19 protein-coding genes are annotated in these 25,014 nt (G+C 72.8%); 11 read left to right on the forward strand and 8 right to left on the reverse strand.

Going from position 1 to position 25,014, the window contains the following annotated elements; genetic code table 11:
* The first annotated feature begins 74 nt into the window (after positions 1–74).
* From OG937_18220 to OG937_18230, 3 genes are all read left to right on the forward strand, one after another.
* Positions 75–1,643, forward strand: coding sequence for a D-aminoacylase (locus tag OG937_18220; GenBank protein ID WUD73478.1), 1,569 nt, complete (start codon positions 75–77; stop codon positions 1,641–1,643).
* A 76-nt stretch (positions 1,644–1,719) separates the two neighbouring features.
* A complete protein-coding gene (locus tag OG937_18225) occupies positions 1,720–2,931 on the forward strand; it encodes a pyridoxal phosphate-dependent aminotransferase (protein ID WUD73479.1) in 1,212 nt (403 codons plus the stop codon).
* Positions 2,932–3,013: 82 nt separating this feature from the next.
* Complete coding sequence (locus OG937_18230; GenBank protein ID WUD73480.1) at positions 3,014–3,415, forward strand: hypothetical protein; 402 nt, start codon at positions 3,014–3,016, stop codon at positions 3,413–3,415.
* Positions 3,416–3,603: 188 nt separating this feature from the next.
* Here OG937_18230 and OG937_18235 read toward each other — a convergent pair whose 3' ends face one another.
* A complete protein-coding gene (locus tag OG937_18235) occupies positions 3,604–5,445 on the reverse strand; it encodes a phosphoenolpyruvate carboxykinase (GTP) (GenBank protein ID WUD73481.1) in 1,842 nt (613 codons plus the stop codon).
* A 254-nt stretch (positions 5,446–5,699) separates the two neighbouring features.
* On the opposite strand from OG937_18235, the gene OG937_18240 reads away from it, so the two are divergent.
* The 3 genes from OG937_18240 to OG937_18250 all read left to right on the forward strand — a co-directional run bounded on the left by OG937_18240 (position 5,700) and on the right by OG937_18250 (position 8,725).
* Positions 5,700–6,401, forward strand: coding sequence for a hemolysin III family protein (locus OG937_18240; protein ID WUD73482.1), 702 nt, complete (start codon positions 5,700–5,702; stop codon positions 6,399–6,401).
* A gap of 174 nt (positions 6,402–6,575) precedes the next feature.
* The gene (locus OG937_18245) at positions 6,576–8,117 is read left to right on the forward strand and encodes an MFS transporter (protein ID WUD73483.1); all 1,542 of its coding nucleotides are present in this window, start codon (positions 6,576–6,578) and stop codon (positions 8,115–8,117) included.
* Complete coding sequence (locus tag OG937_18250) at positions 8,114–8,725, forward strand: TetR family transcriptional regulator (GenBank protein WUD73484.1); 612 nt, start codon at positions 8,114–8,116, stop codon at positions 8,723–8,725. Before OG937_18245 ends, OG937_18250 begins: the two co-directional genes overlap by 4 nt.
* Before the next feature lie 176 nt (positions 8,726–8,901).
* On the opposite strand, the gene OG937_18255 is transcribed toward OG937_18250, so the two are convergent.
* A complete protein-coding gene (locus tag OG937_18255; GenBank protein ID WUD73485.1) occupies positions 8,902–10,932 on the reverse strand; it encodes a thioredoxin domain-containing protein in 2,031 nt (676 codons plus the stop codon).
* 138 nt (positions 10,933–11,070) lie between these two features.
* On the opposite strand from OG937_18255, the gene OG937_18260 reads away from it, so the two are divergent.
* Positions 11,071–12,069, forward strand: coding sequence for a TrmB family transcriptional regulator (locus tag OG937_18260; protein WUD73486.1), 999 nt, complete (start codon positions 11,071–11,073; stop codon positions 12,067–12,069).
* Between the two features lie 60 nt (positions 12,070–12,129).
* Here OG937_18260 and OG937_18265 read toward each other — a convergent pair whose 3' ends face one another.
* Positions 12,130–15,447 (reverse strand): S8 family serine peptidase, encoded by a 3,318-nt coding sequence (locus OG937_18265; GenBank protein ID WUD73487.1) that lies wholly within the window; start codon positions 15,445–15,447, stop codon positions 12,130–12,132.
* Between the two features lie 294 nt (positions 15,448–15,741).
* Here OG937_18265 and OG937_18270 point away from each other — a divergent pair, with 294 nt between their 5' ends.
* A complete protein-coding gene (locus tag OG937_18270; GenBank protein WUD73488.1) occupies positions 15,742–18,903 on the forward strand; it encodes a tetratricopeptide repeat protein in 3,162 nt (1,053 codons plus the stop codon).
* Positions 18,904–18,985: 82 nt separating this feature from the next.
* On the forward strand, positions 18,986–19,297 hold the full coding sequence (locus tag OG937_18275) for a hypothetical protein (GenBank protein WUD73489.1): 312 nt from the start codon (positions 18,986–18,988) through the stop codon (positions 19,295–19,297).
* A gap of 49 nt (positions 19,298–19,346) precedes the next feature.
* Here OG937_18275 and OG937_18280 read toward each other — a convergent pair whose 3' ends face one another.
* Positions 19,347–19,619 (reverse strand): hypothetical protein, encoded by a 273-nt coding sequence (locus OG937_18280; protein ID WUD73490.1) that lies wholly within the window; start codon positions 19,617–19,619, stop codon positions 19,347–19,349.
* Positions 19,620–19,623: 4 nt separating this feature from the next.
* Positions 19,624–20,496 (reverse strand): mycothiol conjugate amidase Mca, encoded by an 873-nt coding sequence (mca, locus tag OG937_18285; protein WUD78801.1) that lies wholly within the window; start codon positions 20,494–20,496, stop codon positions 19,624–19,626.
* A gap of 107 nt (positions 20,497–20,603) precedes the next feature.
* On the opposite strand from mca, the gene OG937_18290 reads away from it, so the two are divergent.
* Together OG937_18290 and greA are read left to right on the forward strand one after the other, a co-directional pair.
* A complete protein-coding gene (locus OG937_18290) occupies positions 20,604–21,014 on the forward strand; it encodes a DUF4307 domain-containing protein (protein WUD73491.1) in 411 nt (136 codons plus the stop codon).
* 179 nt (positions 21,015–21,193) lie between these two features.
* Positions 21,194–21,691: a transcription elongation factor GreA gene (greA, locus tag OG937_18295; GenBank protein ID WUD73492.1), complete on the forward strand. Its 498-nt coding sequence runs from the start codon at positions 21,194–21,196 to the stop codon at positions 21,689–21,691.
* Between the two features lie 84 nt (positions 21,692–21,775).
* Here the strand turns inward: greA and OG937_18300 are convergent, their stop codons facing one another.
* From OG937_18300 to ilvA, 3 genes are all read right to left on the reverse strand, one after another.
* A complete protein-coding gene (locus OG937_18300; protein ID WUD73493.1) occupies positions 21,776–22,633 on the reverse strand; it encodes an ABC transporter permease in 858 nt (285 codons plus the stop codon).
* Entirely contained in the window at positions 22,630–23,592 is a 963-nt protein-coding gene (locus tag OG937_18305) for an ATP-binding cassette domain-containing protein (protein WUD73494.1), read from the reverse strand. Before OG937_18305 ends, OG937_18300 begins: the two co-directional genes overlap by 4 nt.
* A gap of 210 nt (positions 23,593–23,802) precedes the next feature.
* On the reverse strand, positions 23,803–24,963 hold the full coding sequence (ilvA, locus tag OG937_18310; GenBank protein WUD78802.1) for a threonine ammonia-lyase: 1,161 nt from the start codon (positions 24,961–24,963) through the stop codon (positions 23,803–23,805).
* Between the last annotated feature and the right edge of the window lie 51 nt (positions 24,964–25,014).

Raw genomic sequence — 25,014 nt, forward strand, 5'->3', positions numbered from 1 at the left:
CCCGCAGGCGCAACGCACCCGCACACGACAACCGGCCGCAACACAAACCCAACCGGCACAAAGGAGACGCACGGATGGAGTTGGCGATTCGCGGCGCGACCGTCGTGGACGGGAGCGGGGGGACCCCGGCGTACCGGGCGGACGTGCGCGTCGTGGACGGCCGCGTCACGGAGATCGGGACGGTGCGCGGCGCACGCCACACGCTCGACGCCCGCGGGCTCGTGCTCGCCCCCGGGTTCATCGACATGCACGCGCACAGCGACCTGGCCCTGCTCACCGACCCCGCGCACGAGGCGAAGGCGGCGCAGGGCGTGACCCTGGAGGTGCTGGGCCAGGACGGCCTGTCGTACGCCCCCGTGGACGACCGCACCCTGGCCGGGCTGCGCCGCCAGATCGCGGGGTGGAACGGCGACCCCGAGGGCCTGGAGTACGACTGGCGCAGCGTCGGCGAGTACCTGGACCGCCTGGACCGGGGCATCGCCGTGAACGCCGCGTACCTGGTCCCGCAGGGCACCGTGCGGATGCTGGCCGTCGGGTGGGAGGACCGTCCGGCGACCCCGGCGGAGCTGGACCGGATGAAGGAACTGGTCGCCGAGGGACTGGCACAGGGGGCCGTGGGGATGTCGTCCGGGCTGACGTACACCCCGGGCATGTACGCCTCGGACGCCGAACTGACCGAGCTGTGCCGGGTCGTGGCCGCCCACGGCGGCTACTACTGCCCGCACCAGCGCAGTTACGGCGCCGGCGCGCTCGAGGCCTACGCCGAGATGATCGCCGTGACCCGGGAGGCGGGCTGCGCCCTGCACCTGGCGCACGCCACGATGAACTTCGGCGTGAACGCGGGCCGTGCGCCGGAGCTGCTCGCGCTGCTGGACGAGGCGCTCGCCGCGGGGGCGGACATCACCCTCGACACGTATCCCTACCTGCCGGGCTGCACGACGCTCGCGGCGACCCTGCCGAGCTGGGCGACGGAGGGCGGCCCGGAGGCGACCCTCGCCCGGCTCCGGGACGACGCGCAGGCGGAACGCATCCGGCACGCGATGGAGGTGGAGGGGTCGGACGGCTGCCACGGCGTGCCCGTGGAGTGGCGGACGCTCGAGGTCTCCGGGGTGCGCGAACCCGGGCTGGCCGGTCATGTGGGGCGCCGGCTGCCGGACTTCGCGACGGCGCGACGGCTGCTGCTGGAGGACGGGCTGGGCACGACGATCCTCCAGCACGTGGGCCACGAGGAGAACGTCCGGGCGATCATGCGCCACCGCGTCCACACCGGCGGCAGCGACGGCCTGCTCGTCGGCGACAAGCCGCATCCCCGCGCGTACGGCACATTCCCGCACTACCTCGGCCACTACGTGCGCGAGCTCGGCGTGCTCGGCCTGGAGGAGTGCGTCGCGCACCTCACCGGACGCCCCGCGGCCCGGCTGGGGCTGCCGGACCGCGGCCTGGTCCGCGAGGGCCACCGCGCGGACCTGGTGCTGTTCGACCCGGGGACGGTCGCCGCGGGCGCGACGTACGAGGCGCCTCGCACGCTGCCCACCGGCATCCCGTACGTCCTCGTCGACGGGCGGTTCGTCATCGAGGACGGCCGCCGTACGGACGTCCTGGCGGGGCGTTCCGTGCGCAACGAGAACGGGCCCGGAAGGTAGCGCCACTTCACCATTCGGCGCATACGTGGCCAAGAACACGGGGCGGTCCCCGGTACGTGCCCGTAAGCTCACGGACATGCAGGTGATCCAGTCCACGAAGCTCTCCAACGTCTGCTACGACATCCGCGGCCCGGTGCTGGAGGAGGCCATGCGGCTGGAGGCGGCGGGTCATCGCATCCTGAAGCTGAACACCGGCAATCCCGCCGCCTTCGGTTTCGAGTGCCCGCCGGAGATCCTGGAGGACATGCTGCGCAGCCTCGGCGGGGCGCACGGCTACGGCGACTCCAAGGGCATCCTCCCGGCGCGGCGGGCGGTCATGCAGCACTACCAGACCAAGGGCATCGAGCTGGACGTCGAGGACATCTACCTCGGCAACGGGGTGTCCGAGCTGATCCAGATGGCGATGCAGGCGCTGCTGGACGACGGCGACGAGGTGCTGATCCCGGCGCCGGACTACCCGCTGTGGACGGCCGCGGTCTCGCTGTCGGGCGGCACCCCGGTGCACTACCGCTGTGACGAGCAGGCGGACTGGTTCCCCGACCTCGCCGACATCGAGCGCAAGATCACCGACCGCACCAAGGCGCTGGTGATCATCAACCCGAACAACCCGACGGGCGCGGTCTACGACGACGAGCTGCTGCGGGCTCTCACCGACATCGCCCGCCGCCACAACCTGATCGTCTGCTCGGACGAGATCTACGACAAGATCCTCTACGACGGGGTGACCCACACCCCGACCGCGGTGGTCGCCCCCGACCTGCTGACGCTGACCTTCAACGGCCTGTCGAAGGCCTACCGGGTGGCCGGCTACCGCAGCGGCTGGCTCGCGGTGTGCGGCCCGAAGGAGCACGCGACCAGCTACCTCGAGGGCCTGACCATCCTGGCGAACATGCGCCTGTGCGCGAACGTCCCGGCCCAGCACGCGGTGGCAACCGCCCTCGGCGGCCGCCAGTCGATCAAGGACCTGGTGCTGCCGGGCGGCCGGCTGGCCGAGCAGCGGGACGTGGCGTACGAGCTGCTGACGCAGATCCCCGGGGTCACCTGCGTGCGGCCGAAGGGCGCGCTGTACGCGTTCCCGCGGCTCGACCCGAAGGTCTACAAGGTCAAGGACGACCAGCAGATGGTGCTGGACCTGCTGCGGGCCGAGCGGATCCTGGTGGTGCAGGGCACCGGATTCAACTGGCCGGAGCCGGACCACTTCCGCCTGGTCACGCTGCCGGCGAAGGAGGACCTGGCGGACGCGGTGGGCCGGATCGCGCGCTTCCTGGACGGCTACGGACAGCCGTAGCCCGGGCCAATACCTCGAAAAGCGCCCTCCTTGGACTGAGTCCAAGGTAGGATGTACTCCTGATTGCAGGAGGAGTGCACCCATGTACGAGCCGATCCGCACCAAATCGGTCCATACGACGGCGGCGCCCACCTCTCCGCGACGCAGTCGTGACGAGGAGCTGGACCTCCAGCTCGCCGGACACCTCGCCGCCCTGCTGACCGTCACCGACGAGCTGCGGGCACTGGAGTGCAGCCCGGACCTCGACCGTGCCGCGGAGCAGCTCGCCGAGGCCGTGGCGGGCCTGCACCACGGGCGTCCGCCGCTGCGGCTCTCCCCGGCTCCGGCCGGACGGGGGCGGGCGGAAGCGGCCCGTGTGGCGGCCCTGCACCGGAGGGCGCGCGCGCTCGCCGGCCGGGCCCTGGTGGTCGCCGAGTCACGCCAGAACGCGGAGGCCGCGGCGCTCGCCGAGCGTCACATCGCGGTCCACACCGCAGCCGCCTAGGAACCGCCCGAGGGCCGGGACCGGAGTTCGTGCCTCCGGTCCCGGCCCTCGGCGTGAGGGTCGGCGCGGCCCGCCCGCGGGGCCATGGTCAGGGTCGGGGATCCCACGACCGGGCCATGCCCACCACCGGGCCGCCCGCCCGCGCCGCACGCACGGGGAGGGTCGGGCCGCCCGGATTCCGGTGGGGCCTAGTCCAGACGCTTGACCAGGGCCCGGTACTCGTCCCACAGCTCCTTGGGCGTGTGGTCGCCGAAGGTCTCCAGGTGGGACGGGATGAGGGAGGCCTCGTGCCGCCAGGTGTCGACGTCGACCGAGAGCAGCAGGTCGAGGTCCGCCTGGGAGATGTCCAGACCGCTGGTGTCGAGGGAGCCCTCGGCCGGCAGGACGCCGATCGGGGTCTCGACGCCCTCGGCCTGGCCGTTGAGGCGCTCGACGATCCACTTGAGCACGCGGCTGTTCTCGCCGAAGCCCGGCCACACGAACCGGCCGTCCGCGTCCTTGCGGAACCAGTTCACGTAGTAGATCTTCGGGAGCTTGTCGGCGTCGTGCTTCTGGCCGAGCTTGACCCAGTGGCCGAAGTAGTCGCCCATGTTGTAGCCGCAGAACGGGAGCATCGCGAACGGGTCGCGGCGCAGCTCGCCGACCTTGCCCTCGGCGGCGGCGGTCTTCTCGGAGGCGACGTTGGCACCGAGGAAGACACCGTGCTGCCAGTCGAAGGACTCGGTGACCAGCGGCACGGCCGAGGCGCGGCGGCCGCCGAACAGGATGGCCGAGATCGGCACGCCCTTGGGGTCCTCCCACTCGGGCGCGATCGTCGGGCACTGGGCGGCGGGCACGGTGAAGCGGGCGTTGGGGTGGGCGGCCGGGGTCCCGGACTCCGGCGTCCAGGAGTTGCCCTTCCAGTCCGTGAGGTGGGCCGGGAGCTCCTCGGTCATGCCCTCCCACCAGACGTCGTTGTCGTCGGTGAGGGCGACGTTGGTGAAGACCGAGTTGCCCCACAGGGTCTTCATCGCGTTGGCGTTGGTGTGCTCGCCGGTGCCCGGCGCGACGCCGAAGAAGCCCGCCTCGGGGTTGATGGCGTAGAGGCGGCCGTCCTCGCCGAAGCGCATCCAGGCGATGTCGTCGCCGATGGTCTCCACGGTCCAGCCGGGGATCGTCGGCTCCAGCATGGCGAGGTTGGTCTTGCCGCACGCGCTAGGGAAGGCGGCGGCCACGTACTTGGCCTCGCCCCGCGGCGGCGTGAGCTTGAGGACGAGCATGTGCTCGGCCAGCCAGCCCTCGTCACGGGCCATGACCGAGGCTATGCGCAGGGCGTAGCACTTCTTGCCGAGCAGGGCGTTGCCGCCGTAGCCGGAGCCGTAGGACCAGATCTCACGGCTCTCGGGGAAGTGCGAGATGTACTTGGTGGAGTTGCACGGCCACGGGACGTCCTCCTGGCCGGGCTCCAGCGGGGCGCCGACGGAGTGCACGGCCTTGACGAAGAAGCCGTCCTCGCCCAGCTCGTCCAGCACGTCCTGGCCCATGCGCGTCATGGTCCGCATGGCGGTGGCGACGTACGCGGAGTCGGTGATCTCCACGCCGATCGCGGACAGCTCGGAGCCGAGCGGGCCCATGCAGAACGGGACGACGTACATGGTGCGGCCGCGCATGGCGCCGCGGAACAGTCCCCCGGAGCCTTCGGCCTGGGAGGTGCCCCCGTGCTCCCCTGTGAAGATCTCCCGCATCTCGGCGGGGGCCTTCCAGTGGTTGGTCGGGCCGGCGTCCTGCTCCCGCTCGGAGCAGATGAAGGTGCGGTCCTCCACACGAGCGACGTCGGTCGGGTCGGAGGCGGCGTAGTACGAGTTGGGGCGCTTGATCGGGTCGAGCTTCTTGAAGGTGCCCTTCGAGACGAGCTCGTCCGCGAGGCGCTGGTACTCCTCCTCGGAGCCGTCGCACCACACGATCTCGTCCGGCTGGGTCAGCTCGGCGATCTCGCCGACCCATGCGATCAGGTCCTGGTGATTGGTGGGAGCCGCATTGACGCGCGCCACGATCGCTCCGTTCCGCCCGGTGTGCACTCACCTGGCGTCAGATTCCGAGGGTGTGTTGTCGGCCCCTTGGGGGCTGCGACCCGGATGCTGCTGTCGTGGGATGCTCATCCGGTGCCGTCCGCACTCATATGAGTATCAGGACAGGAAACGCGATCTGTCCAGGGCGCGTGGGGTGAGCATCGCCACTCCCAACGTCCGGCGACACCCCGTACTACGGATCGGTAACCTACGCAACCGTAGGTAGCATTGATTTCATGAGCTCCGTGGACGAGACTCCCGTTGTGCCCGCCGCCCTTGAAGAACTCGCATCCGCTGCCGCCCCCTTGAAGCCCAAACTGAGGGGGTGGCTCCACGCCGGGATGTTCCCCGCCGCCCTTGTCGCCGGGGTCGCCCTGACCGCCTTCGCCGAGAGCACCCGCGGACGGATCGCCTGCGCCGTCTTCACGCTCACCGCCTGCGCGCTGTTCGGCGTGAGCGCGCTCTACCACCGCGGCGACTGGGGCCCCCGGGCCTCGGCGGTGCTGCGCCGACTGGACCACGCGAACATCTTCCTGATCATCGCGGGGACCTACACGCCCTTCACGCTCCTGCTGCTGCCCGACGGCAAGCAGGAGGTCCTGCTCTGGCTGGTCTGGGCCGGGGCCCTGGCGGGCATCGCGTTCCGCGTCTTCTGGGTGGGTGCGCCGCGCTGGCTCTACACCCCCTGCTACATCGCCCTCGGCTGGGCGGCGGTCTTCTTCCTGCCCGACTTCATGCGGCAGGGCGGCATCGCGGTGCTCGTCCTGATCGTCGTGGGCGGCCTGCTGTACAGCGTCGGAGCGGTGATCTACGGGACCAAGCGGCCCAACCCCTCGCCCCGCTTCTTCGGCTTCCACGAGGTCTTCCACTCGTTCACGCTGGCCGCGTTCATCGTGCACTACGTCGGCATCTCGCTGGTTGCCTACAACCACGCGTAGCCCTTCCGCGACGGCCCTGGAGCCCCGCGGACCGCGACGGCGGTCCGCGGGGCTTTCGCATGCCCGAAGTGACAGCTACTCTTTTTTGAGAGTCACTGTCATTTGACGGCGACTTTCGGATGTCGTCCTGGTGCCCGGTCAGCCGGTGCCCCGCGCCCGCCGGAGGAGACCCTCATGACGACGACGGCCGATCCACGGCACTGGTGGGCCCTCGGGGCCCTGGTGGCGAGCATGCTCGTGCTCGGCTTCGACATGACGATCCTCAACGTCGCACTGCCGACCATGGCCGCGGAGCTGGGTGCGGACACCGGCGACCAGCAGTGGATCGTCGACGGCTACACGGTGGTCTTCGCCGCCGCGATGCTCCCCGCGGGCCTGCTGGGCGACCGCTGGGGACGGCGGCGGATGCTCGTCGCCGGGCTCGGGATCTTCCTCGTCGGCTCGGTGCTCGGCGCCCTGGTGGACAGTCCGGGACCGGTCGTCGCCGCCCGCACGGTGATGGGCCTGGGCGCGGCACTCGTCATGCCGCTGGCCCTGTCCGTCCTGCCCTCGTTGTTCGGGCCCGAGGAGCGCTCCAAGGCGGTCGGCGCGGTCACCGCCGCCATGGCGCTGGGGATGCCGCTCGGGCCGATCATCGGCGGCACCCTGCTCGACCACTTCTGGTGGGGCTCGATCTTCGTGGTCAACATCCCGCTCGTCGTCCTCGGCATCGCCGCCTGCCTGTTCCTGCTGCCCGAGACCAGCGACCCCGCCACGCCCCGCGTCGACCCGCCCAGCACCGTCCTCGCGGTGGCCGGGCTCGGCGCGCTGGTCTTCGGCATCATCGAGGGGCCGCGCCGCGGATGGGGCGACCCGCTGGTGCTGCTGACGCTGTTCTCGTCCGTCGCGCTGCTGACCGGGCTGGTGCTCCGCGGACGCCGGCTGGAGCGGCCCATGCTCGACCTCGGTCTGCTGCGGCAGCGGGGCTTCCTGTGGAACGCGGTCGCCGCGACGCTGGTGACCTTCATCCTCACCGGCCTGCTCTTCGTCCTGCCGCAGTACCTGCAGGCCGTGCTCGGCAACGACGCCCTCGGCACCGGCGTACGGCTGCTGCCGATGATGGGCGGCCTGATCGTCGCCGTCCGGGGCAGCGCGCCGCTGGTCGCGCGGTTCGGGCCGCGGCCGGTCGTCACGGCGGGGCTGCTCCTGCTCACCGCGGCCGCGGCGCTGGGCAGCCGCACCGACGTCCACGACGGCTACGGGGCGACCGCGCTGTGGCTGTCCGTCACCGGTTTCGCCTTCGGCTTCGCGATGATCCCCGCCATGGACGCGGCGCTGGGCGCGCTGCCCCGGGACCGCGCGGGCAGCGGCTCCGGACTGCTGATGACCCTGCGGCAGACCGGCGGCGCGATTGGTGTCGCCCTCCTGGGCAGCCTGCTGGCGGGCGCCTACACCGACCGTCTCGCCACCACGGGCCTGCCCGCGGCGGCCGCCGACGCCGCCTCGGGTTCCGTGGGGGCCGCGCACGCGGTCGCGGCCGCCCTCGGCGACCCGGCGCTCGCCGCCTCGGCGGACGCGGCGTACGTGCACGGGATGGACCTCGCCCTGCTGGCCTGCGCCGCCGCCTCGCTCGTGGCGGCCGTGCTGACCGCGCTCTTCCTCCCCGACCCCCGCACCGGCCAGGAGGTGCCCGGCACCGCGCGGATGGCCCCGCCCGCCGTCGATGCACGACAATGACGAGCGTGACCGTACCGACCAGACCGAGCCTGCGCGAACGCAAGAAGATCCGGACCCGGCGGGCCATCCGCCGCGCGGCCTACCGGCTCTTCGAGGCGCAGGGGTACGACGGCACCACCGTCGAGCAGATCGCGGCCACGGCCGAGGTCTCGGCCAGCACGGTCTTCCGGTACTTCCCCACCAAGGAGGACATCGTCCTCTCCGACGAGTACGACCCCGTCATGGTGGCCGAACTGCGCGCCCGCCCGGCGCAGGAGCCCATCGTCGCCTCGCTGCGGCACGCCCTGCTGGGCCCGCTGCGCGAGATGCTCGCCGACGAGGGCGAGTTCGAGGAGATGCGGCAGCGGCTGCGGCTGGTGCGCTCGGTGCCCGCCATCCGCGCCCGCATGGGCGAGAACATCCAGGAGTCCAGCCGGCTGCTGGCCTCCGTCACCGCCGAACGCCTCGGCCGCCCCGAGGACGACTTCGAGATCCGGGTCGTCGTCGCGGCGCTGATCGGGGCCTGGTCCGAGGCCGTCTTCCACTGGCTCGACTCGGACGGCACCGCCGACCTCGCCGCCGTCCTCGACCGCTCGCTGGCCCTCCTCGCGGCCAACCTCTGCCGCTAGCGATCGGGAACCGCGCGGCGGCTCCGCGGACCAGCGGGGAGCGTCGGCACGCGACGCGGAGGGGTTCCGGACGCCATGTCACTCAACGGCGGTTCGCGCAAGGCCGGTTCACCGACCGGCCTTGCGCGCGAGGGAGATGCCGGCGAACGCCGCGCGGCTGCACGACGCGACGCGCCTCAGCGGGCGCCCAGTTGCTCCGCCAGGGCCTGCGGGTCCGCGGTCGGCGCCGCGCACACGAAGTGCCGGCAGACGTACGCCGCGGGACGGCCGTCGAGCAGCGGGCGGTCGGCCAGGAGGGCGTACTCGTCCGTGGCGGGCTCCCCCACCGCGACCACCGCGCCCGGGGCGGTGCCCAGCAGCGCGGTGCGGTGCAGCGCCGCCGTGCCGGCGTCGCCCGCCGGGCCGACCACGGCGACCTCGCGCGGGCCGTCGAGCGCCGCCTCGGCGACCGCCAGCCCCCAGCCGATGAACCGCGGCACCCGTCCGGCGAGGGCGCCCACGACGCCCAGCGCCCGTTCGGCGGCCTCGCGGTGGCGGGACGAGCCGGTGTACGCGGCGTACGACAGCAGCACGCCGGCCGCGGCCGTCCAGCCCGAGGGGGCGGCGTTGTCGGTCGGGTCCTGCGGGCGGCGGATCAGCGTCTCGGCGTCGTCGGCGGTGTCGTAGAGCGTGCCATCCTCCCCTGTGAAGTGCCGCAGCACGGAGTCGAGCAAAAGCCCGGCGAGGTCCAGCCACACGCCCTCGCCGGTCACCGCGGCGAGCGCGAGGAAGCCCTCCGCGACGTCGGCGTAGTCCTCCAGCACCCCGGCGTTGCCGCCCACCGTGCCGTCCCGCGAGGTCCGGGCGAGCCGGCCGCGGGCGTCCATGTGGACCCGCACCAGCAGGTCCGCGGCGTCGACGGCGGCCGCCACCAGGTCCGGGCGCTCGAAGTACGCGCCGGTCTCGGCGAGCGCGGCGACCGCCAGCCCGTTCCAGGCGGCGACGACCTTGTCGTCGCGGCCGGGGCGGGGCCGTCCCTCCCGCGCGGTGAACAACCGCCGGCGCACCGAGGCGATCCGCCCGGCGTCCACGAAGCCACCGTCGGCGGGGAGTTGGAGCACGGACGCACCCTCCTCGAAGGTGCCGTCCTCCGTCACGCCGAAGTACTCGGCGGCCAGCGCCGCGTCCTCCTTGCCGAGGACCTCCTCCAGTTCCGCCGGCGTCCAGACGTAGAAGGCGCCCTCGCCGTGGCCGCCGCCCGGCTTGTCGCTGTCGGCGTCGAGCGCGGAGGCGAAGCCGCCCTCGTGGGTGCGCAGCTCGCGCACGAGGAAGTCCGCGGTCTCCAGGGCGACCCGGCGGGCCAGGTCGGAGCCGGTGGCGCGCCACAGGTGCGCGTAGAGCCGGCAGAGCAGCGCGTTGTCGTAGAGCATCTTCTCGAAGTGCGGCACGACCCACTTGCGGTCCACGGAGTAGCGCGCGAAGCCGCCGCCGAGCTGGTCGTAGATGCCGCCGCGGGCCATCGCCTCGCAGGTGTCCCGCGCCATCTGCAGGGCGCCCTCGGAACCGGTGCGGGCGTGGTGCCGCAGCAGGAACTCCAGGGCCATCGACGGCGGGAACTTCGGCGCGCCGCCGAACCCGCCGTACGAGGGGTCGTAGTCCCGGGTGAGCCCCAGCAGTGCCGCCGCGAGCTGCTCCTCCCCCGGGGCGGCCGTCCCGCCGAGGGTCAGCGAACGTCCGCCCAGGTCCTTCACGATGCTCGCCGCGACCGCGCCGACCTCGTCGCGGCGCTCGCGCCAGGCGGCCTCGACGCCCTCCAGCACCTGCCGGAAGGAGGGCATGCCGTGCCGCGGGGCGGGCGGGAAGTAGGTGCCGAAGTAGAACGGCTCGCCCCCGGGCGTCAGGAAGACCGTCATCGGCCAGCCGCCCTGCCCGGTCGCCGCCTGCACGGCCTCCATGTAGACGGCGTCGACGTCGGGGCGTTCCTCGCGGTCGACCTTCACCGACACGAAGTGCTCGTTGAGGTAGGCGGCGGTCGCCTCGTCCTCGAACGACTCCCTGGCCATGACGTGGCACCAGTGGCAGCTGCTGTACCCCACGCTGAGCAGCACCGGCACCCCGCGGTCCCGGGCCTCCGCGAAGGCCTCCTCGCCCCACGGCCACCAGTGCACCGGGTTGTCGGCGTGCTGCAGCAGGTACGGGGACGTGGAACCGCTCAGTCGATTGACCATGCCCCCAGCCTCACACATCGCGCCGTCCGGCGTCCCGTCCCCGCGCGGCGAGCCCGGTTGCCCGCGGCAACGGACGTTGTCCGCAGCCGTTCGTGCTGATGGAATCGACCGGCGGACGGTGCTGCGAGAGGGGCCGACATGCTGGAGACGGTGGGTCTCACGGCCGCCGAGGCCGAGGTGTACCGGCTGCTGCTCGTCACCGAGTCGGCGTCCGCCGAGGAGATCTGCGCACTTACCGACCTCGGCCGCCCGGCGGTCGGGCGGCTGCTGTTCGCTCTGGAGGCCAAGGGACTGGCGTACGCGCTGGAGGAGAGTCCCGGCGCGTTCGCGGCCATCCCGCCGGAGGTCGCGCTCGTACCCCGGCTGCAGCGCCACGCGGAGGCACTGGAGCAGGACCGGGCGGTCGTGCTCGGGCTGGTGGAGACCTACCGCCGCAGCGCCCGCTCCTGGGGAGCGGGGGAGGCGATCGAGGTCATCAGCGGCGCGGCGGCGCTGCGGCAGCGTCTGCGGCAGCTCCAGGACGGCGTCCGCCACGAGATGCTGTGGTTCTGCAAGGCCCGCCACGTGGCGATGCCCGCGGGCAGCAACCGGGAGGAGTACGACGCGCTGGGCCGGGGCGTGCTGTACCGGGTCCTGTACGAGCAGGCCTACTTCGACGACCCCGGTGCGGTGGACAACGTCGTCAAGGGGGTGCGCGCCGGCGAGGTCGCCCGGGCGGTGCCCAGGCTGCCCCTGCGGATGGCGGTGGCCGACCGGTCGCTGGCCGTCCTCCCGCTGTCCTCCGCCGGTGCGCCGGCCGGTCCGCGGGAGCTCAAGACGGCGCTGGTGCGGGAGAGCAGCCTGCTGGAGGCGCTGATCGACCTGTTCCAGCACTACTGGGAGGTCGGCGCGCCGCTGCGGGTGACCGAGGAGGGGCAGATCGGCGGTGCGGGGCCGGAGGATCCGGCGGCGCCGGTCGCGGAGGACCGGCACCTGCTCTCCCTGATGGTCGCCGGCATGACCGACGAGGCGATCGCCGGGCAGCTGCGCGTGAGCAAGCGCACCGTCCAGCGGCGCATCCAGGGGCTGATGAGCCTCGCGGGCGTCGCCACCCGCATGCAGCTGGGCTGGCACGCGGCGCGCCGCAACTGGCTCTGAGCGGACGGCGGTGCGGGCCCGCCGGACGGATCCGGCGGGCCCTGCCGAGCCGTTCGGCGGCTACTTGAGCAGGTAGGCCTTGATCACGGTCTGCTTGAAGGAGTTGCCCGCCGCGTCCTTGACGTAGGTGCGCAGGCTCACCGAACCGGCCGAGGAGCGGCGCGGGTGGTCCACGGTCACGGTGCGCTTCGTCCCGGTGCCCTTGACCTTGGCCGTGTGCCAGGTCCTGCCCTCGTCGTAGGAGACCTCGGCGGTGAAGGTGCGGACGGGCGACTCGGCTGCGCCGACCGGACGCTGGACCAGGGCCGGGATGTCGAACCGGCAACCGGCCTCGGCCCCGTTCCACTCGTCCAGCCGGGGCGACATGAGCACGGCCATCATCGGCAGTGCCTGCCGGGTCGCCGTCGTCTGCGACCGGAACCGCCACTCGGACTTCAGACGCGTGGAGATGGTGCTGGGGACGAGGTCGCGCTCCTGCTCGAACGTCGCGACGTAGTCGGCGGGGGTGACGTCGGCCGGCACGGTGGCGAACCCCCGGTTCGTCGAGACGACTTCACCGTTGCGTCGCAGCTCCCACTTCGGCCGGCTGCTGGACGTCGTCCCGGCCACCAGGTCGAGGTTCCCGTTGGCGGCGTCCTGGATCGCGAACGTCATGGCGTCGCCCTCGCGGGAGGTGATCACCCACTCGGGCGAGAAGCCCGAGCCCTGGACGCCCTGGTTCCAGCGCTCCTCGAAGGTTCCGGCCCGGTAGCTGTGCAGGCGGCTGAGGAAGCTCTGCCCGTGGGCGTCCGGCCTGGTGAAGAAGTTCTGCTCGAAGACGCTCTGCCAGCGCAGGTCCTCGGACGGCGAGAAGTAGTCCACCCGCCGGTTCGGGAGCGGGAGTCCGTCCATCCCGTGGACCCAGCGGAGCTTGCCGAGGGACAGCCACACACTGCGGTACGCGGTGGTGTCCGGCGCGGTGGCGGCGAGGGTGCTGTTCACCGTGGCCAGCTGCGACGTACGGGGGCGGTAGCCGGGATCGGCCGGGATCTGCCCGCGCACCGGCCGGGTGAGGTAGTAGACCGAGGAGGGGTTCCCGTCGGTGCCCGCGGGATCGACCCAGATGGTGCTGACCAGGTAGGTGAACGTCGAGTCCTTGGACGTCGCCGTCGGGACGGCGTACACGTTCGCGATGCGGTCGCCGCCGACCGCGTCGTTCACGGGGACGGAGAACGGGTTGCCGTCCAGGCCGATGGTACCGACCTCGGCGTACTTGATGCGGGCCGAGCGACTCGGGGCCGAGACCGTGACGGGCTTCGCCTTCCGGGCGTCGATGGCGACGTCCCGGTCGGCGCTCATCACGATCTTCGGCGCGCCCACCACGGTTGCCTCGGTGTACTCCGCGTCGAAGAGGAAGCCGTTCACGGAGTAGGTCCTGCCGTCGCGCGGCACCCTCAGCTCGGTGCCGGACTTGCCGTGCAGCTCCACCTCGCGGACCTCGCCGTCGGCCGCGGTGACGAGCAGGTAGGCGTGGGCGGGGGCCTTGCCCGCGCGGTCCTTCACCGTGAGGCGGAGGCTGTGCGAGGGCTGCTCGACGTCCATGCCGACCGGGACGCGCACCGAGACGGCCTGGTCGGCGGTGGCCGCGATGACCACGCCGCTGTACGCCGCGTACGTCGTGGCGGTCTCCGGGGTCGCGGTGACGGTGACGTCGGCGGTGCCCTGGGCGGGCACGGTGACCTGGTCGGCGCCGAGCCGGAACAGGCCCTGCGGCGCGGGCTCGCCCGCGTCGTGGGAGACGTTGAGCGACAGGCCGAGGGTGACGGGCGCGCTGCCCGGGTTGCGGTAGGTGATCGTCTTCTGCACCGGCGGCCGCGGGCCGTCGGTCCAGCGGATCTGCCCGAAGTCCACTGCGGTGGTCCCGGCGGTGACCTGCTGGCCGACCGCGCGGGCGACGTCGACCCGGCCCGCGCCCTGGAAGTAGGTGCCGCGCTCCTTGCCGGCCGCCGTCGACTGCATCAGCTGGCGCTTGACCTGCTCGGGCGTCCAGTCGGGGTGCTGCTGGAAGAGGATGGCGGCGGCACCGGCGACGTGCGGGGTCGCCATCGAGGTGCCGTCCATCGCGGTGTAGCCGTCCTCGGCGGTCGTACCGCCCGCGCGTGCGGCGACGACGCCGACGCCGGGGGCGACGAGGTCCGGCTTGAGGCCGAAGTCGCCCACCCGCGGGCCGATCGAGCTGAAGTGGGCGAGCTCGTCGTCGAGGTCGGTGGCGCCGACGGCGAGCGCGCGGTCGGCGGAGGCGGGGGAACCGACCTTGCCGGGGCCGCTGTTGCCGGCCGCGGCGACGACCAGGACGCCGTGGTCACGGGTGACGCTCTCGACCATGGCCTCGAGGGCGTCGGTCTCCGGGGTGTCGGCGTCGCCCAGGCTGAGGCTGATCACCTTGGCGCCGCGCTCGGCGGCCCAGGCCATGCCTTCGAGGACGTCGGAGTCGTCGCAGGAGCCGCCCGCGTTGCAGACCTTGCCCGACAGGATCCGCGCGCCGGGCGCGACACCCTTGAACCGGCCGTCGGAGGCCGCGCCGGAACCGGCGACGGTCGAGGTGACGTGGGTGCCGTGGCCGTTCAGGTCGTCGGTGCCGGCCTCGGCGGTGAAGTTGGCGGACTCCTCGATGAGGCCCCCCAGGTCCGGGTGGTTCGGGTCGTAGCCGGTGTCGAGCACCGCGACCTTGACGCCGTCGCCCCGGTAGCCCTTCGCCCAGGCCTGGGGTGCCCCGATGTGCGGCACCGTCCGGTCGAGCTGGACCTTGGAGCGGCCGTCGAGCCAGACCCGGCGGATGCCCGCGCCGAAGGACGTGGCGCCCGCCTTGGCGGGGGCGATGTCCTTCCAGAACTCCGCGGCGCCCGCGCGGTCCTGGCCGAGGGTCGCGAAGGAGGTCCCGGCGATGGTGCGGACACCGTCGGCACCGGCCGCGGTGAGCCGGCGTCCGGCGGTGCCCGCGTCACCCGCGTACTCGACGATGAGCGGCAGCCTCGACCGCTCGGCGTACTTCCCCCTGGCCAGGGCCGAGACGTTGAACAGCGCCTTGTCGAGGCGGTCCGCCGCGAGCAGGGGCAGCGCGTCGGCGGGTATGACCGACCAGTCGCCGCCGATCTGGCGCTTGACGAAGGTGATGTGCTCCCGGCCCGCGGCCGGCTGGATCGAGACGCTCTGCCCGCCCGACGGGGCCGTCTCCAGCGTGACGCGGTCGCCGGTGATCAGGGTGACGTGGTGCCGGGCGGATCCGGTGGACCCGGCTGCCTCGCCCTGCACGGCCGCGTCGGCCCGCTCGGTGCCCTGGGCGGCGCCGGGGGTGGCGGTCAGACCCGCCAGCAGCGCGGCGAGGGCAGCGGCCGCCACATACTGCGGCCGAGGGGTTCCGACCCTCGGCCGCCACCTGTAGTTCATCTGTCTCATGGGGCGACAGCGTGGCCCCGCCACCGGCGGCGGTCAGCACTTTCACCTGTCGGTCAGAGGACAAGTCACCTTTGCGTCACGACGCATGAGCCGCAAAGGCGCTCAAAAGGCGTTCCAGCCGCCGCACGGGGCGGGCGGTCCGGGCACGTCCGGGCGTGTCCGCCCGCGCACGCGGTGTCGCGATGTGACGTGTTCGGCAGGACACTTGGGGACGGGCGGCTACCGAGGGGGCCATGGGTGACGAAGCAGACGCCGCGACGGCAGACGCAACTGAGCACGTCCGACCGGGCCGAGGTGTTACGGCTGCTGGAACGCGCCGTCGCCGGTGAGCCGCAGGGCGGGCGCTCCGGCGAGGCGGAGGAGGCGCTGCGGCAGGCCCGGGCGGCGGTCGACGAGATAGCGGCCGCGGCGGCGGCCGAGTACGGGGTGTACACCGCCGCGCTGGCGGCGGAACGCTCGGGCCGCCGGTCGTCGCTGGTCACCCCCGCGCTGGTGACCGCCGTCGCCGCCGTCGCGGCATGCGTGGCGGACCTCGGCTGGGGCACGCCGACCTCCACCGCGCTGGGCGTCGGCGGCGTGGTGGCGGTCGCCGGTGCGGCCGTGACGGCCGCGCTGGCGACGGGCGGTGGCGGCACGCGGCCGCAGGACCTGCGGCAGGTCTGGCTGGAGGCCGTGGAACAGCGCGGTGTACGGCCGTTCCTGGAACGCCGGCGCGCCGCGCCGGCCCCCGCGAAGGTGCCGGCGCAGCGCCGCACCGACCGCAGCGCCGCCGCGCGGGGACGCAGCGTCCTGGAGCAGTCCTTCGCCCAGCTTCCCGCCACCGAGGGGCCGTTCGCCGGCCGCCGGGACCCGCTGCGGCAGATCGCCCAGTGGGTGCACCAGGCGCGGGTCTCCCCGGCGTCGGAGCCCGTCGTGGTCGTCCTGCACGGCCAGGCCGGTTCCGGGCGCACCACGCTCGCCGTGCGCGCCGCCCAGCAGCTCAAGGACCAGTTCCGCGGCGCCTGCGTCGTCGACCTGCGCGGCGCCGCTCCCGGGGAGCGCCCGCTGCCCGTACGGGACGCGCTGCTGCACCTGCTCAACCGGCTCGGGGCGCCCCGCGAACAACTCCTGTTCCGCGAGCGCACCTCCCAGGAGCAGCATCTGCGGCGCCTGGCCGACCAGTACCAGAAGCACCTCACCGACGTGCCCGTCGTCATCGTCCTCGACGACGCCGCCGGACCCGAGCAGATCCGCGCCCTGGTCCCGGAGCGCTCCGACAGCCTCGTCCTGGTCACGTCGGCGGAACCGCTCTCCCTCGACGTGCCTGCGGCCCGCGTCTACGCCCTGCCGGTGGACCCGCTCGGGGCGGAGGCGTCACGGGAGCTGCTGGCCGGCCTGTCGTCCGGCGCCCTCACGGCGGCGGACGGCGCCGGTGCCGCCGACGCCGTACGGCGGCTGTGCGGCGGGCTGCCGCTGGCGCTGCGCATCGCGGGCAGTTCGCTGCCCGACCGGGGCGCGGAGCGGCTGGCGGCCGACCTGGCGGCGTACGGCCCGGTGGGCCCGGTCGACCGTGCGCTGGCGCTGCGCTACCACGACCAGCCCGAGCCCGCCCGCCGGCTGCTGCGGCGGCTGGCGCTCGCCGGGCGGACGAGCCTGGGCGCGGCGGCCGCCGCGGCCCTGCTGGGGGCGGAGGAGCAGGAGGCGGCCCGGCGGCTGGGGGAACTGGCCTCGGCCGGTCTCATCGAGCACGTGCGCGGCAGCCGCTACCGGCTGCACGACCTCGTACGGCGCTTCGCGCACGCGCGCCTGCTGGACGAGGAGGACCCGGCCGAGCGGGCGGCCGCCCAGGAGCGCCTGATCCGCAGCTACGCCGAGCTGGCGGACGCGGTCATCCGGCTCGTCGACGGCCGGACCTCGACCCGCGCCGACCGCTTCGGGCCGCAGGGCTTCCCCTCGCTGGACCAGGCGCTGCGCTGGCTGGACGAGGAGTCGAGCTTCATCACCGCGGCGCTGCGGCACTCCGACGGCGTCGACCAGCGGGTGGTGCAGCACCTGCTCGGCGCGCTGTGCGACTACTGCCTGCTCCGCGGCGACCTGTACCGGCTGGGCGAGATCAGCGAGCTGGCCCAGGCGCACCAGCGGGAGGCCGACCAGTCGGTGCTGGTCCGCTCGGTGCAGTGGCGCACCGGCATCGCCGCGCGGCAGCTCGGCGAGCTGGACAAGGCCCGCTCGACGCTGTCGTCGGTGGTCGACCTGTACTTCGAGGCGCAGCACCCGGCGGGCGCCGCCCGCGCCCTGTGCAGCCTGGGCATCACGCTGCACCAGCAGGGCGGCCTGCGGGAGGCGGAGGCCAAGTTGCGGGAAGCCCTGGAACTGCAGGCCGGCGACGAGCTGCGGGCCGACCGGGCCTGGACGCAGCACGCGCTGGCGGCGGTGCTGCGCGACGCCGGCCGGCTGGCGGAGGCGCACGGGCTGCTGGCCGAGTCGCTGGCCCTGCACCGGGAGAGCGAGAGCGTGCACGGCGAGGCCTGGGCCCACCTGCAACTGGGGCAACTGCTGCTGCGGCTCGGCGACGCCGGGCGCGGCGAGACCGAACTGCGTACCGCCGGCGAGTGCTACGCCGCGACCCGCGACCCCCGCGGTGAGGCCTGGACCGTCACCCAGCTCGGCCGCGCCCGCCTGCTGCGCGGGGACGCCGGCGCCGCCCAGCACCTGCTGGGCGACGCCCTGGCCCGCCACCGCGCGAACGAGGACGCCCGCGGCGAGGCGTGGTCGCTGTACTACCTCGGCCAGGCACTGGAGGAGGGCGGTGAGCTGGACGCGGCCCTGCGGGCCCTGGAGCGCTCCCGCACCATGTTCAGCCGGATGCGGGACGTCTACGGGCTGGCCTGCGCCCGCCACCACTCCGGCCGGGTCACCCGCGACCAGCGGGCGGCGCTCACCGGCAACCTGCGCAACAGCGGTTTCGCCCGCCAGCTCCTGCAGGACGCCCGCGCCGACTTCCACCGCGTCGGGGTGCCGCACGGCGAGGGCTGGTCCTGTGTGGAGCTCGCCGTCGTCGACGCCGGCAACGGGCGGGTCCCGGCGGCCCTGGAGCTGGTGCGGGAGGCGGAGCGGCTCTTCGCCGGGATGGACGACCGGCGCGGCCTGGCGTGGGCGCGCTTCCTGCAGTGCACGCTGCTGCCGCTGCTCTCCCGCGAGGGCGCCGCCGAGGCCCGCGGGCGGCTCGCCCGGCTGACGGACGACCCGTACGAGGGCCGCGACCTGGACCTGCAGGAGTACGCGGAGGCCTACGCCCTGCTGCTGGAGCGCGGCGTGGAGCCGGGTACCCCGTGGGAGGCCTGGCGGCTGGGCATGGTGCCGTCGCGGGGCGCCCGCATGGTGATGGCCGTGCCGGTGGACCGGGCGGTGGAGGGCTGAGGGCCCGGCCCAGCGTGTCACCCGCTCCGGGGCGTCCCACGGGCGACAATCGCGACGGGGACCGACCGCGAGAGGACGAACCATGGACCGGCTGCCCGCTGCGCTCCAGCCCATCCGCGACCGGGAGCAGGCGCTGCCGCGCGAGGCCAGCATCTACCACGAGAGTCCGGTGCGGCACACGATCACCTTCGCCTGGGACGCACCGGACGGCGTCGACGACGGCCTCGCCGTGATCGTCTCCAGCGGGGCGCTCCCCGTACCGGCCGTCGGCGGGCACGTCGCCGTGCACGACCACGACGTGCGGGTGGTCGCGGTGCGGACCTCGTACACCCGCTCCGACGACGAGGGCGTCCCGCTGCTCTTCACACGGGTCACGGTCGCCGCGCCGGAGTGAGCGCGCCGCCGTACCCCCTCCCGTGCCGGGAGGGGGTGTCCGGCGTGCCTCAGCCCTTGCGGCCGGGGCCCTCGGCGCCGGAAGCGGCGGAGGCCTTGGCCGGCTCCGAGGGCTGCCCGGCCTGCTCCGGCTGATCCGGCTGCTCCTCGAAGTCGATCTTCTTGAACTGCTTGTTCATGTTCTTCATCAGCCACCACAGGGAGAGGCCGATGAGGGCGAAGATGACGAAGCCGAGGAGGCCGGGCGTCACCTTGTTCTCGTCCAGGTCCTTGACGGCGAGGGGGACGAGCTGGGCTGCGGCCGTGCCGAGTGTCGCGTTCACGCGCTCAATTCTCCCGGATGCCCGCGAAGAGGTCGTCCTCGGGGAGGGATGTGTCCACCCGGGACTTCGCGAGCTCGTAGTCCTCGGTCGGCCAGATCTCCTTCTGGACCTCCATCGGGACGTGGAACCAGGCGCCGTCGGGGTCGATCTGGGTGGCGTGGGCGAGCAGCGCCTTGTCCCGGATCTCGAAGAAGTCCGCGCACGGCACGTGCGTGGTGATGTTGCGTTCCGGCCGGTCGGCGGTCTGCCAGCGCTCCAGCCACTCCCCGTACGGGGACTCCAGGCCGCGGGCGAGCAGGGCCTCGTGCAGGGCGACGGTGCGCTGCCGGTTGAAGCCCTGGTTGTAGTAGAGCTTCAGCGGCGTCCACGGCTCGCCGGCCTCGGGGTAGCGCTCGGGGTCGCCCGCGGCGTCGAAGGCGACCATCGAGATCTTGTGGGTCATGATGTGGTCGGGGTGCGGGTAGCCGCCGTTCTCGTCGTACGTGGTGATCACGTGCGGGCGGAACTCGCGGATGAGCTTCACCAGGGTGCCCGCGGCCTCGTCCACGTCCTGGAGGGCGAAGCAGCCCTCGGGCAGCGGGGGCAGCGGATCGCCCTCGGGGAGCCCGGAGTCGACGTAGCCGAGCCAGGACTGGTGGACGCCGAGGATCTCGCGCGCCTCGTCCATCTCCTTGGCGCGGACCTCGTGGATGTGCTCCTCGATGTACGTGTCGCCCTGCAGTTTGGGGTTGAGCACGGAACCGCGCTCGCCACCGGTGCAGGTGGCGACCAGGACGTCGACGCCCTCGGAGACGTACCTGGCCATGGTGGCCGCGCCCTTGCTGGACTCGTCGTCGGGGTGTGCGTGCACGGCCATCAGTCGCAGCTGCTCGGTCAAGGTCGGATCCTCAGTCATGGGTCGTAAGTAGCGGCTTCTATAGTGACCGAAGCGAGGGGCTGTTTGATTCCAAGGCGGGATTCCCCGGGCCCCGGGAGGACTGAACGATGAGCGCGGTGCGCGACGGACTGCCCCAGGGACGGTACGGGCGGGAGGCCGAGGCCGACGCGCGTGCGGACCGCAGGCTGCGGCTCGTCGGCTCGGTGCTCGGTGTGGTGCTGCTGCTGTTCGTCGGCTGGATCGGCTGGGACAAGCTCACCGGCACGGAGGTCAGCGCCGAACTGATCAAGTTCCAGGTCGTCTCCGACCAGGAGGTCCAGGTCCACATCGAGGTGCGCAAGGACACAGGGGTGACGGCGGTGTGCACCCTGCGTTCGCTCGCCGAGGACCACAGCGAAGTCGGACGCAAGGACGTTCGCCTCAATCAGCACACCGGTCGCATCGACACCGTCGTCACCATTCGCACCACCAGTCGCGGCACTACCGCGGAACTGGTCGGCTGCCAGCCCGCCCGATGATCCGACCTGCCCGGTCATTCGCCCCCTGACCTGCGTTTATCGCTTCTTGATGATTTCCCTCTCGCCGATTGTCGGGGGGAATTGTTACGCTCGTGGTTTCGCCCTCCCGCGAAGACGCATCTTTTTGGGTAGGGCGTTCATTTGTAAGCAAGCGAGTTCGAGTACGACGAGGAGCACCTGTGACCCAGACCAGCGAGAACGTCACCTGGCTGACCCAGGAGGCGTACGACCAGCTCAAGGCAGAGCTGGAGCACCTGTCGGGTCCCGCACGCACCGAGATCGTCGCCAAGATCGAGGAAGCCCGTCAGGAAGGCGATCTCAAGGAGAACGCCGGTTACCACGCGGCGCGTGAGGACCAGGGCAAGCTGGAGCTCCGGATCCGCCAGCTGACGCAGCTCCTGCAGCACGCCAAGGTGGGCGAGGCGCCGGCGGACAACGGCGTGGTCGCGCCCGGCATGGTCGTGACGATCGCCTTCGACGGCGACCCCGACGACACCCTGACGTTCCTGCTCGGCTCGCGCGAGTACGTCTCCTCCGACCTGGAGACCTACTCGCCGCAGTCCCCGCTCGGCTCGGGCGTGAACGGCAAGAAGATCGGCGAGGACGCGACGTACGAGCTCCCGAACGGCAAGAAGGCCTCGGTGCGGATCATCGAGGCCAAGCCGCACAGCGGCTGACGCCGCCCCCAAGACGCGGACGAGCCCCCGGCCGGAAGGCCGGGGGCTCGTCGTGTGCCGCGGGCGTGCGCCCGCGGGCCGGGGTCAGGCGGTCGCCGAGCGGTACTTGCGCACCGCGAGGGTGCGGAAGACCAGGATGATGACGATCGACCACAGCACCGAGGCGAGCACCGGGTGCTGCATCGGCCAGACGTCCGGGGTCTGGTAGTTCGGCGGCAGGTTGCCGAACAGCTCCCGGCAGGCCAGCACGGTGGCGCTGAACGGGTTCCACTCGGCGATGTGCCGCAGCCAGGGGGTCATCTGGTTGGAGTCCACGAAGGCGTTCGAGATGAACGTCAGCGGGAACAGCCAGATCAGACCGCCGGAGGTGGCCGCCTCCGGGGTACGGACGGACAAGCCGATCAGGGCGCCGATCCAGGAGAAGGCGTAGCCGAGCAGGAGCAGCAGGCCGAACGCCGCGAGCGCCTTGGGCAGGCCCTCGTGGACGCGCCAGCCGACGAGCACGGCGACGATGGCGAGCACCACGACGGTCAGGGCGGTCTGCACCAGGTCCGCCAGGGTGCGGCCGGTGAGCACCGCGCCGCGGGCCATGGGCAGCGACCGGAAGCGGTCGATGAGGCCCTTGTGCATGTCGTCCGCGATGCCCGCGCCGGCGCCCGCGGTGGCGAAGGTCACGGTCTGGGCGAAGATGCCGGCCATCAGGAACTCGCGGTAGAGCGCGGGGCTGGTGGAGCCGCCGACGTTCATGGAGCCGCCGAAGACGTAGCTGAACAGCACCACGAACATGATCGGCTGCACGAGGCCGAAGATCACGACCTCGGGGATGCGCAGCATGCGGATCAGGTTGCGCCGGGCGACCACCAGCGAGTCGCGGACGGACTGCACGATCGGGTTGGAGGTGCGCGGCGCGCTGGTGGAGACCGCGTCGGTCACCGTGGTCACTGGGACTCCTCTTCCTTCTCCTCGGCGGCGTGGCCGGTGAGGGACATGAACACGTCGTCGAGCGTGGGCCGGCGCAGACCGATGTCGTCGATCTCGATGCCGCGGGTGTCGAGCTCACGGATGACCTCGGCGAGCAGCTTGGCGCCGCCCGTGACCGGCACGGTGATCCGCCGGGTGTGGTTGTCCACGGCGGTCTCGCCCTTGCCGAAGCCGTTCAGCACCTCGGTGGCGGTCACCAGGTGCTCGCGGTCGTGGACGACGACCTCGACGCGCTCGCCGCCGGTCCGCGCCTTGAGCTCGTCGGAGGTGCCGCGGGCGATGACCTTGCCGTGGTCGATCACGCAGATGTCGTGGGCGAGGTGGTCGGCCTCCTCCAGGTACTGCGTGGTGAGCAGCAGCGTGGTGCCGCCGGCGACCAGGTCCTGGATGACCTCCCACAGCGCGAGGCGGTTGCGGGGGTCGAGGCCGGTCGTCGGCTCGTCCATGAACATCACCGGCGGCCTGACGACCAGCGCGGCCGCCAGGTCGAGCCGGCGCCGCATGCCGCCGGAGTAGGTCTTGGCCGTACGGTCGGCCGCCTCGGCGAGGTTGAAGCGCTCGAGCAGCTCCGCCGCGCGGGCCTTCGCGTCCCGGGCGCTCATCTGGTAGAGCTGGCCGACCATCTGCAGGTTCTCGCGGCCGGTGAGGTACTCGTCGACCGCCGCGAACTGACCGGACAGGCCGATCTGCCGGCGCACCTCGTTGGGGTGCTTCAGCACGTCTATGCCGGCCACGACGGCCTTGCCGCTGTCGGGCTGCAGCAGGGTGGTCAGGACGCGTACGGCGGTCGTCTTCCCGGCCCCGTTGGGGCCGAGGAGGCCCAGGACGGTCCCCTCAGGGACGTCGAGGTCCACTCCGTCCAGTGCCCGTACGTCACCGAAGGTCTTCACCAGACCTTCGGCATGGATGGCGCCTGGCATGCGATGTCTCCGATTCGGGGCTTGGGGTGCATGGGGACTGTGCGGGCACGCGGCCGCACGGCAGCGCACCACGATGTGTCGCGAGCATCCCAGACGCGATATATCGCGTCAAGCGGATTTATCCGTGCTCCGCCCGCACGCGTCATCCCGCGTCCACGACACCCTGACTCCACCATGCCGCACCCCACTGACAATCCGGCCCGAACGGCCTCAGAGCAGCACGTACCCAGCCGTCCGCAGGGCCGCCGCCACGGCGGCCCGGTGCTCGGGGCCGCGGGTCTCCAGCTGCAGCTCGACCTCCGCCTCGGTCAGCCCCAACCGAGGATCCGTGCGCACGTGCGCGATGTCCAGCACGTTTGCGTCACTCGCCGAAAGGATCTCCAGCAGCGCCGCCAGCGCTCCCGGCCGGTCCGTGAGCCGCAGCCGGAAGGACATGTAGCGCCCGGCGGCCGCCATGCCGTGCCGCAGGGTGCGCTCCATCAGCAGCGGGTCGACGTTGCCGCCGGACAGCACGGCGACGACCGGCCCGTCGAAGGCCTCCGGCCGCGACAGCAGAGCCGCCACCGGGCTCGCCCCGGCCGGCTCGACCACCAGCTTCGCCCGCTCCAGGCACAGCAGCAGCGCACTGGACAGCTCGTCCTCGGTGACCGTGCACACCTCGTCCACCAGGTCCCGGACGATGGCGAACGGCACCTCCCCGGGGCAGCCCACCTTGATCCCGTCCGCCATGGTCGCCACCGCGTCCAGCGCCACCGGCCGCCCCGCCGCCAGCGACGGCGGATAGGCGGCCGCACCCGCCGCCTGCACGCCGACGACCCGCACCTCCGGGCGCACCGACTTCACCGCCACCGCCACACCGGCCGCGAGCCCGCCGCCGCCCATCCCCACGACGATCGTGCGCACCTCCGGGCACTGGTCGAGGATCTCCAGGCCCACCGTGCCCTGCCCGGCGACGATGTCCGGGTGGTCGAAGGGGTGGATGAAGACCGCGCCCGTCTGCTCCGCGTACTCCTGGGCGGCGCGCAGCGTCTCGTCCACCACGTGCCCGTGCAACCGCACCTCCGCCCCGTAGTCGCGGGTCGCCGCGACCTTCGGCAGCGGGGCGCCGGACGGCATGAAGACGGTGGAGCGCACCCCGAGCAGCGACGCGGCCAGTGCCACGCCCTGCGCGTGGTTGCCGGCGCTCGCCGCGACCACGCCCGCCGCGCGCTCCTCCGGCCGCAGACCGGCGATCCTCACATAGGCGCCGCGCACCTTGAAGGAGCCCGTGCGCTGCAGGTTCTCGCACTTCAGGTGCACCGGGGCGGCCACCAGACGGGACAGGTGGCGGCTGCCCTCCATGGGGGTCACGCGGGCCACACCCGACAGCATCTTGTGCGCGCCGCGCACATCGTCGATGGTGACCGGAGACGGCCGCGCGGC

The organism is Streptomyces sp. NBC_00510 (assembly GCA_036013505.1).
Lineage (GTDB): Bacteria > Actinomycetota > Actinomycetes > Streptomycetales > Streptomycetaceae > Actinacidiphila.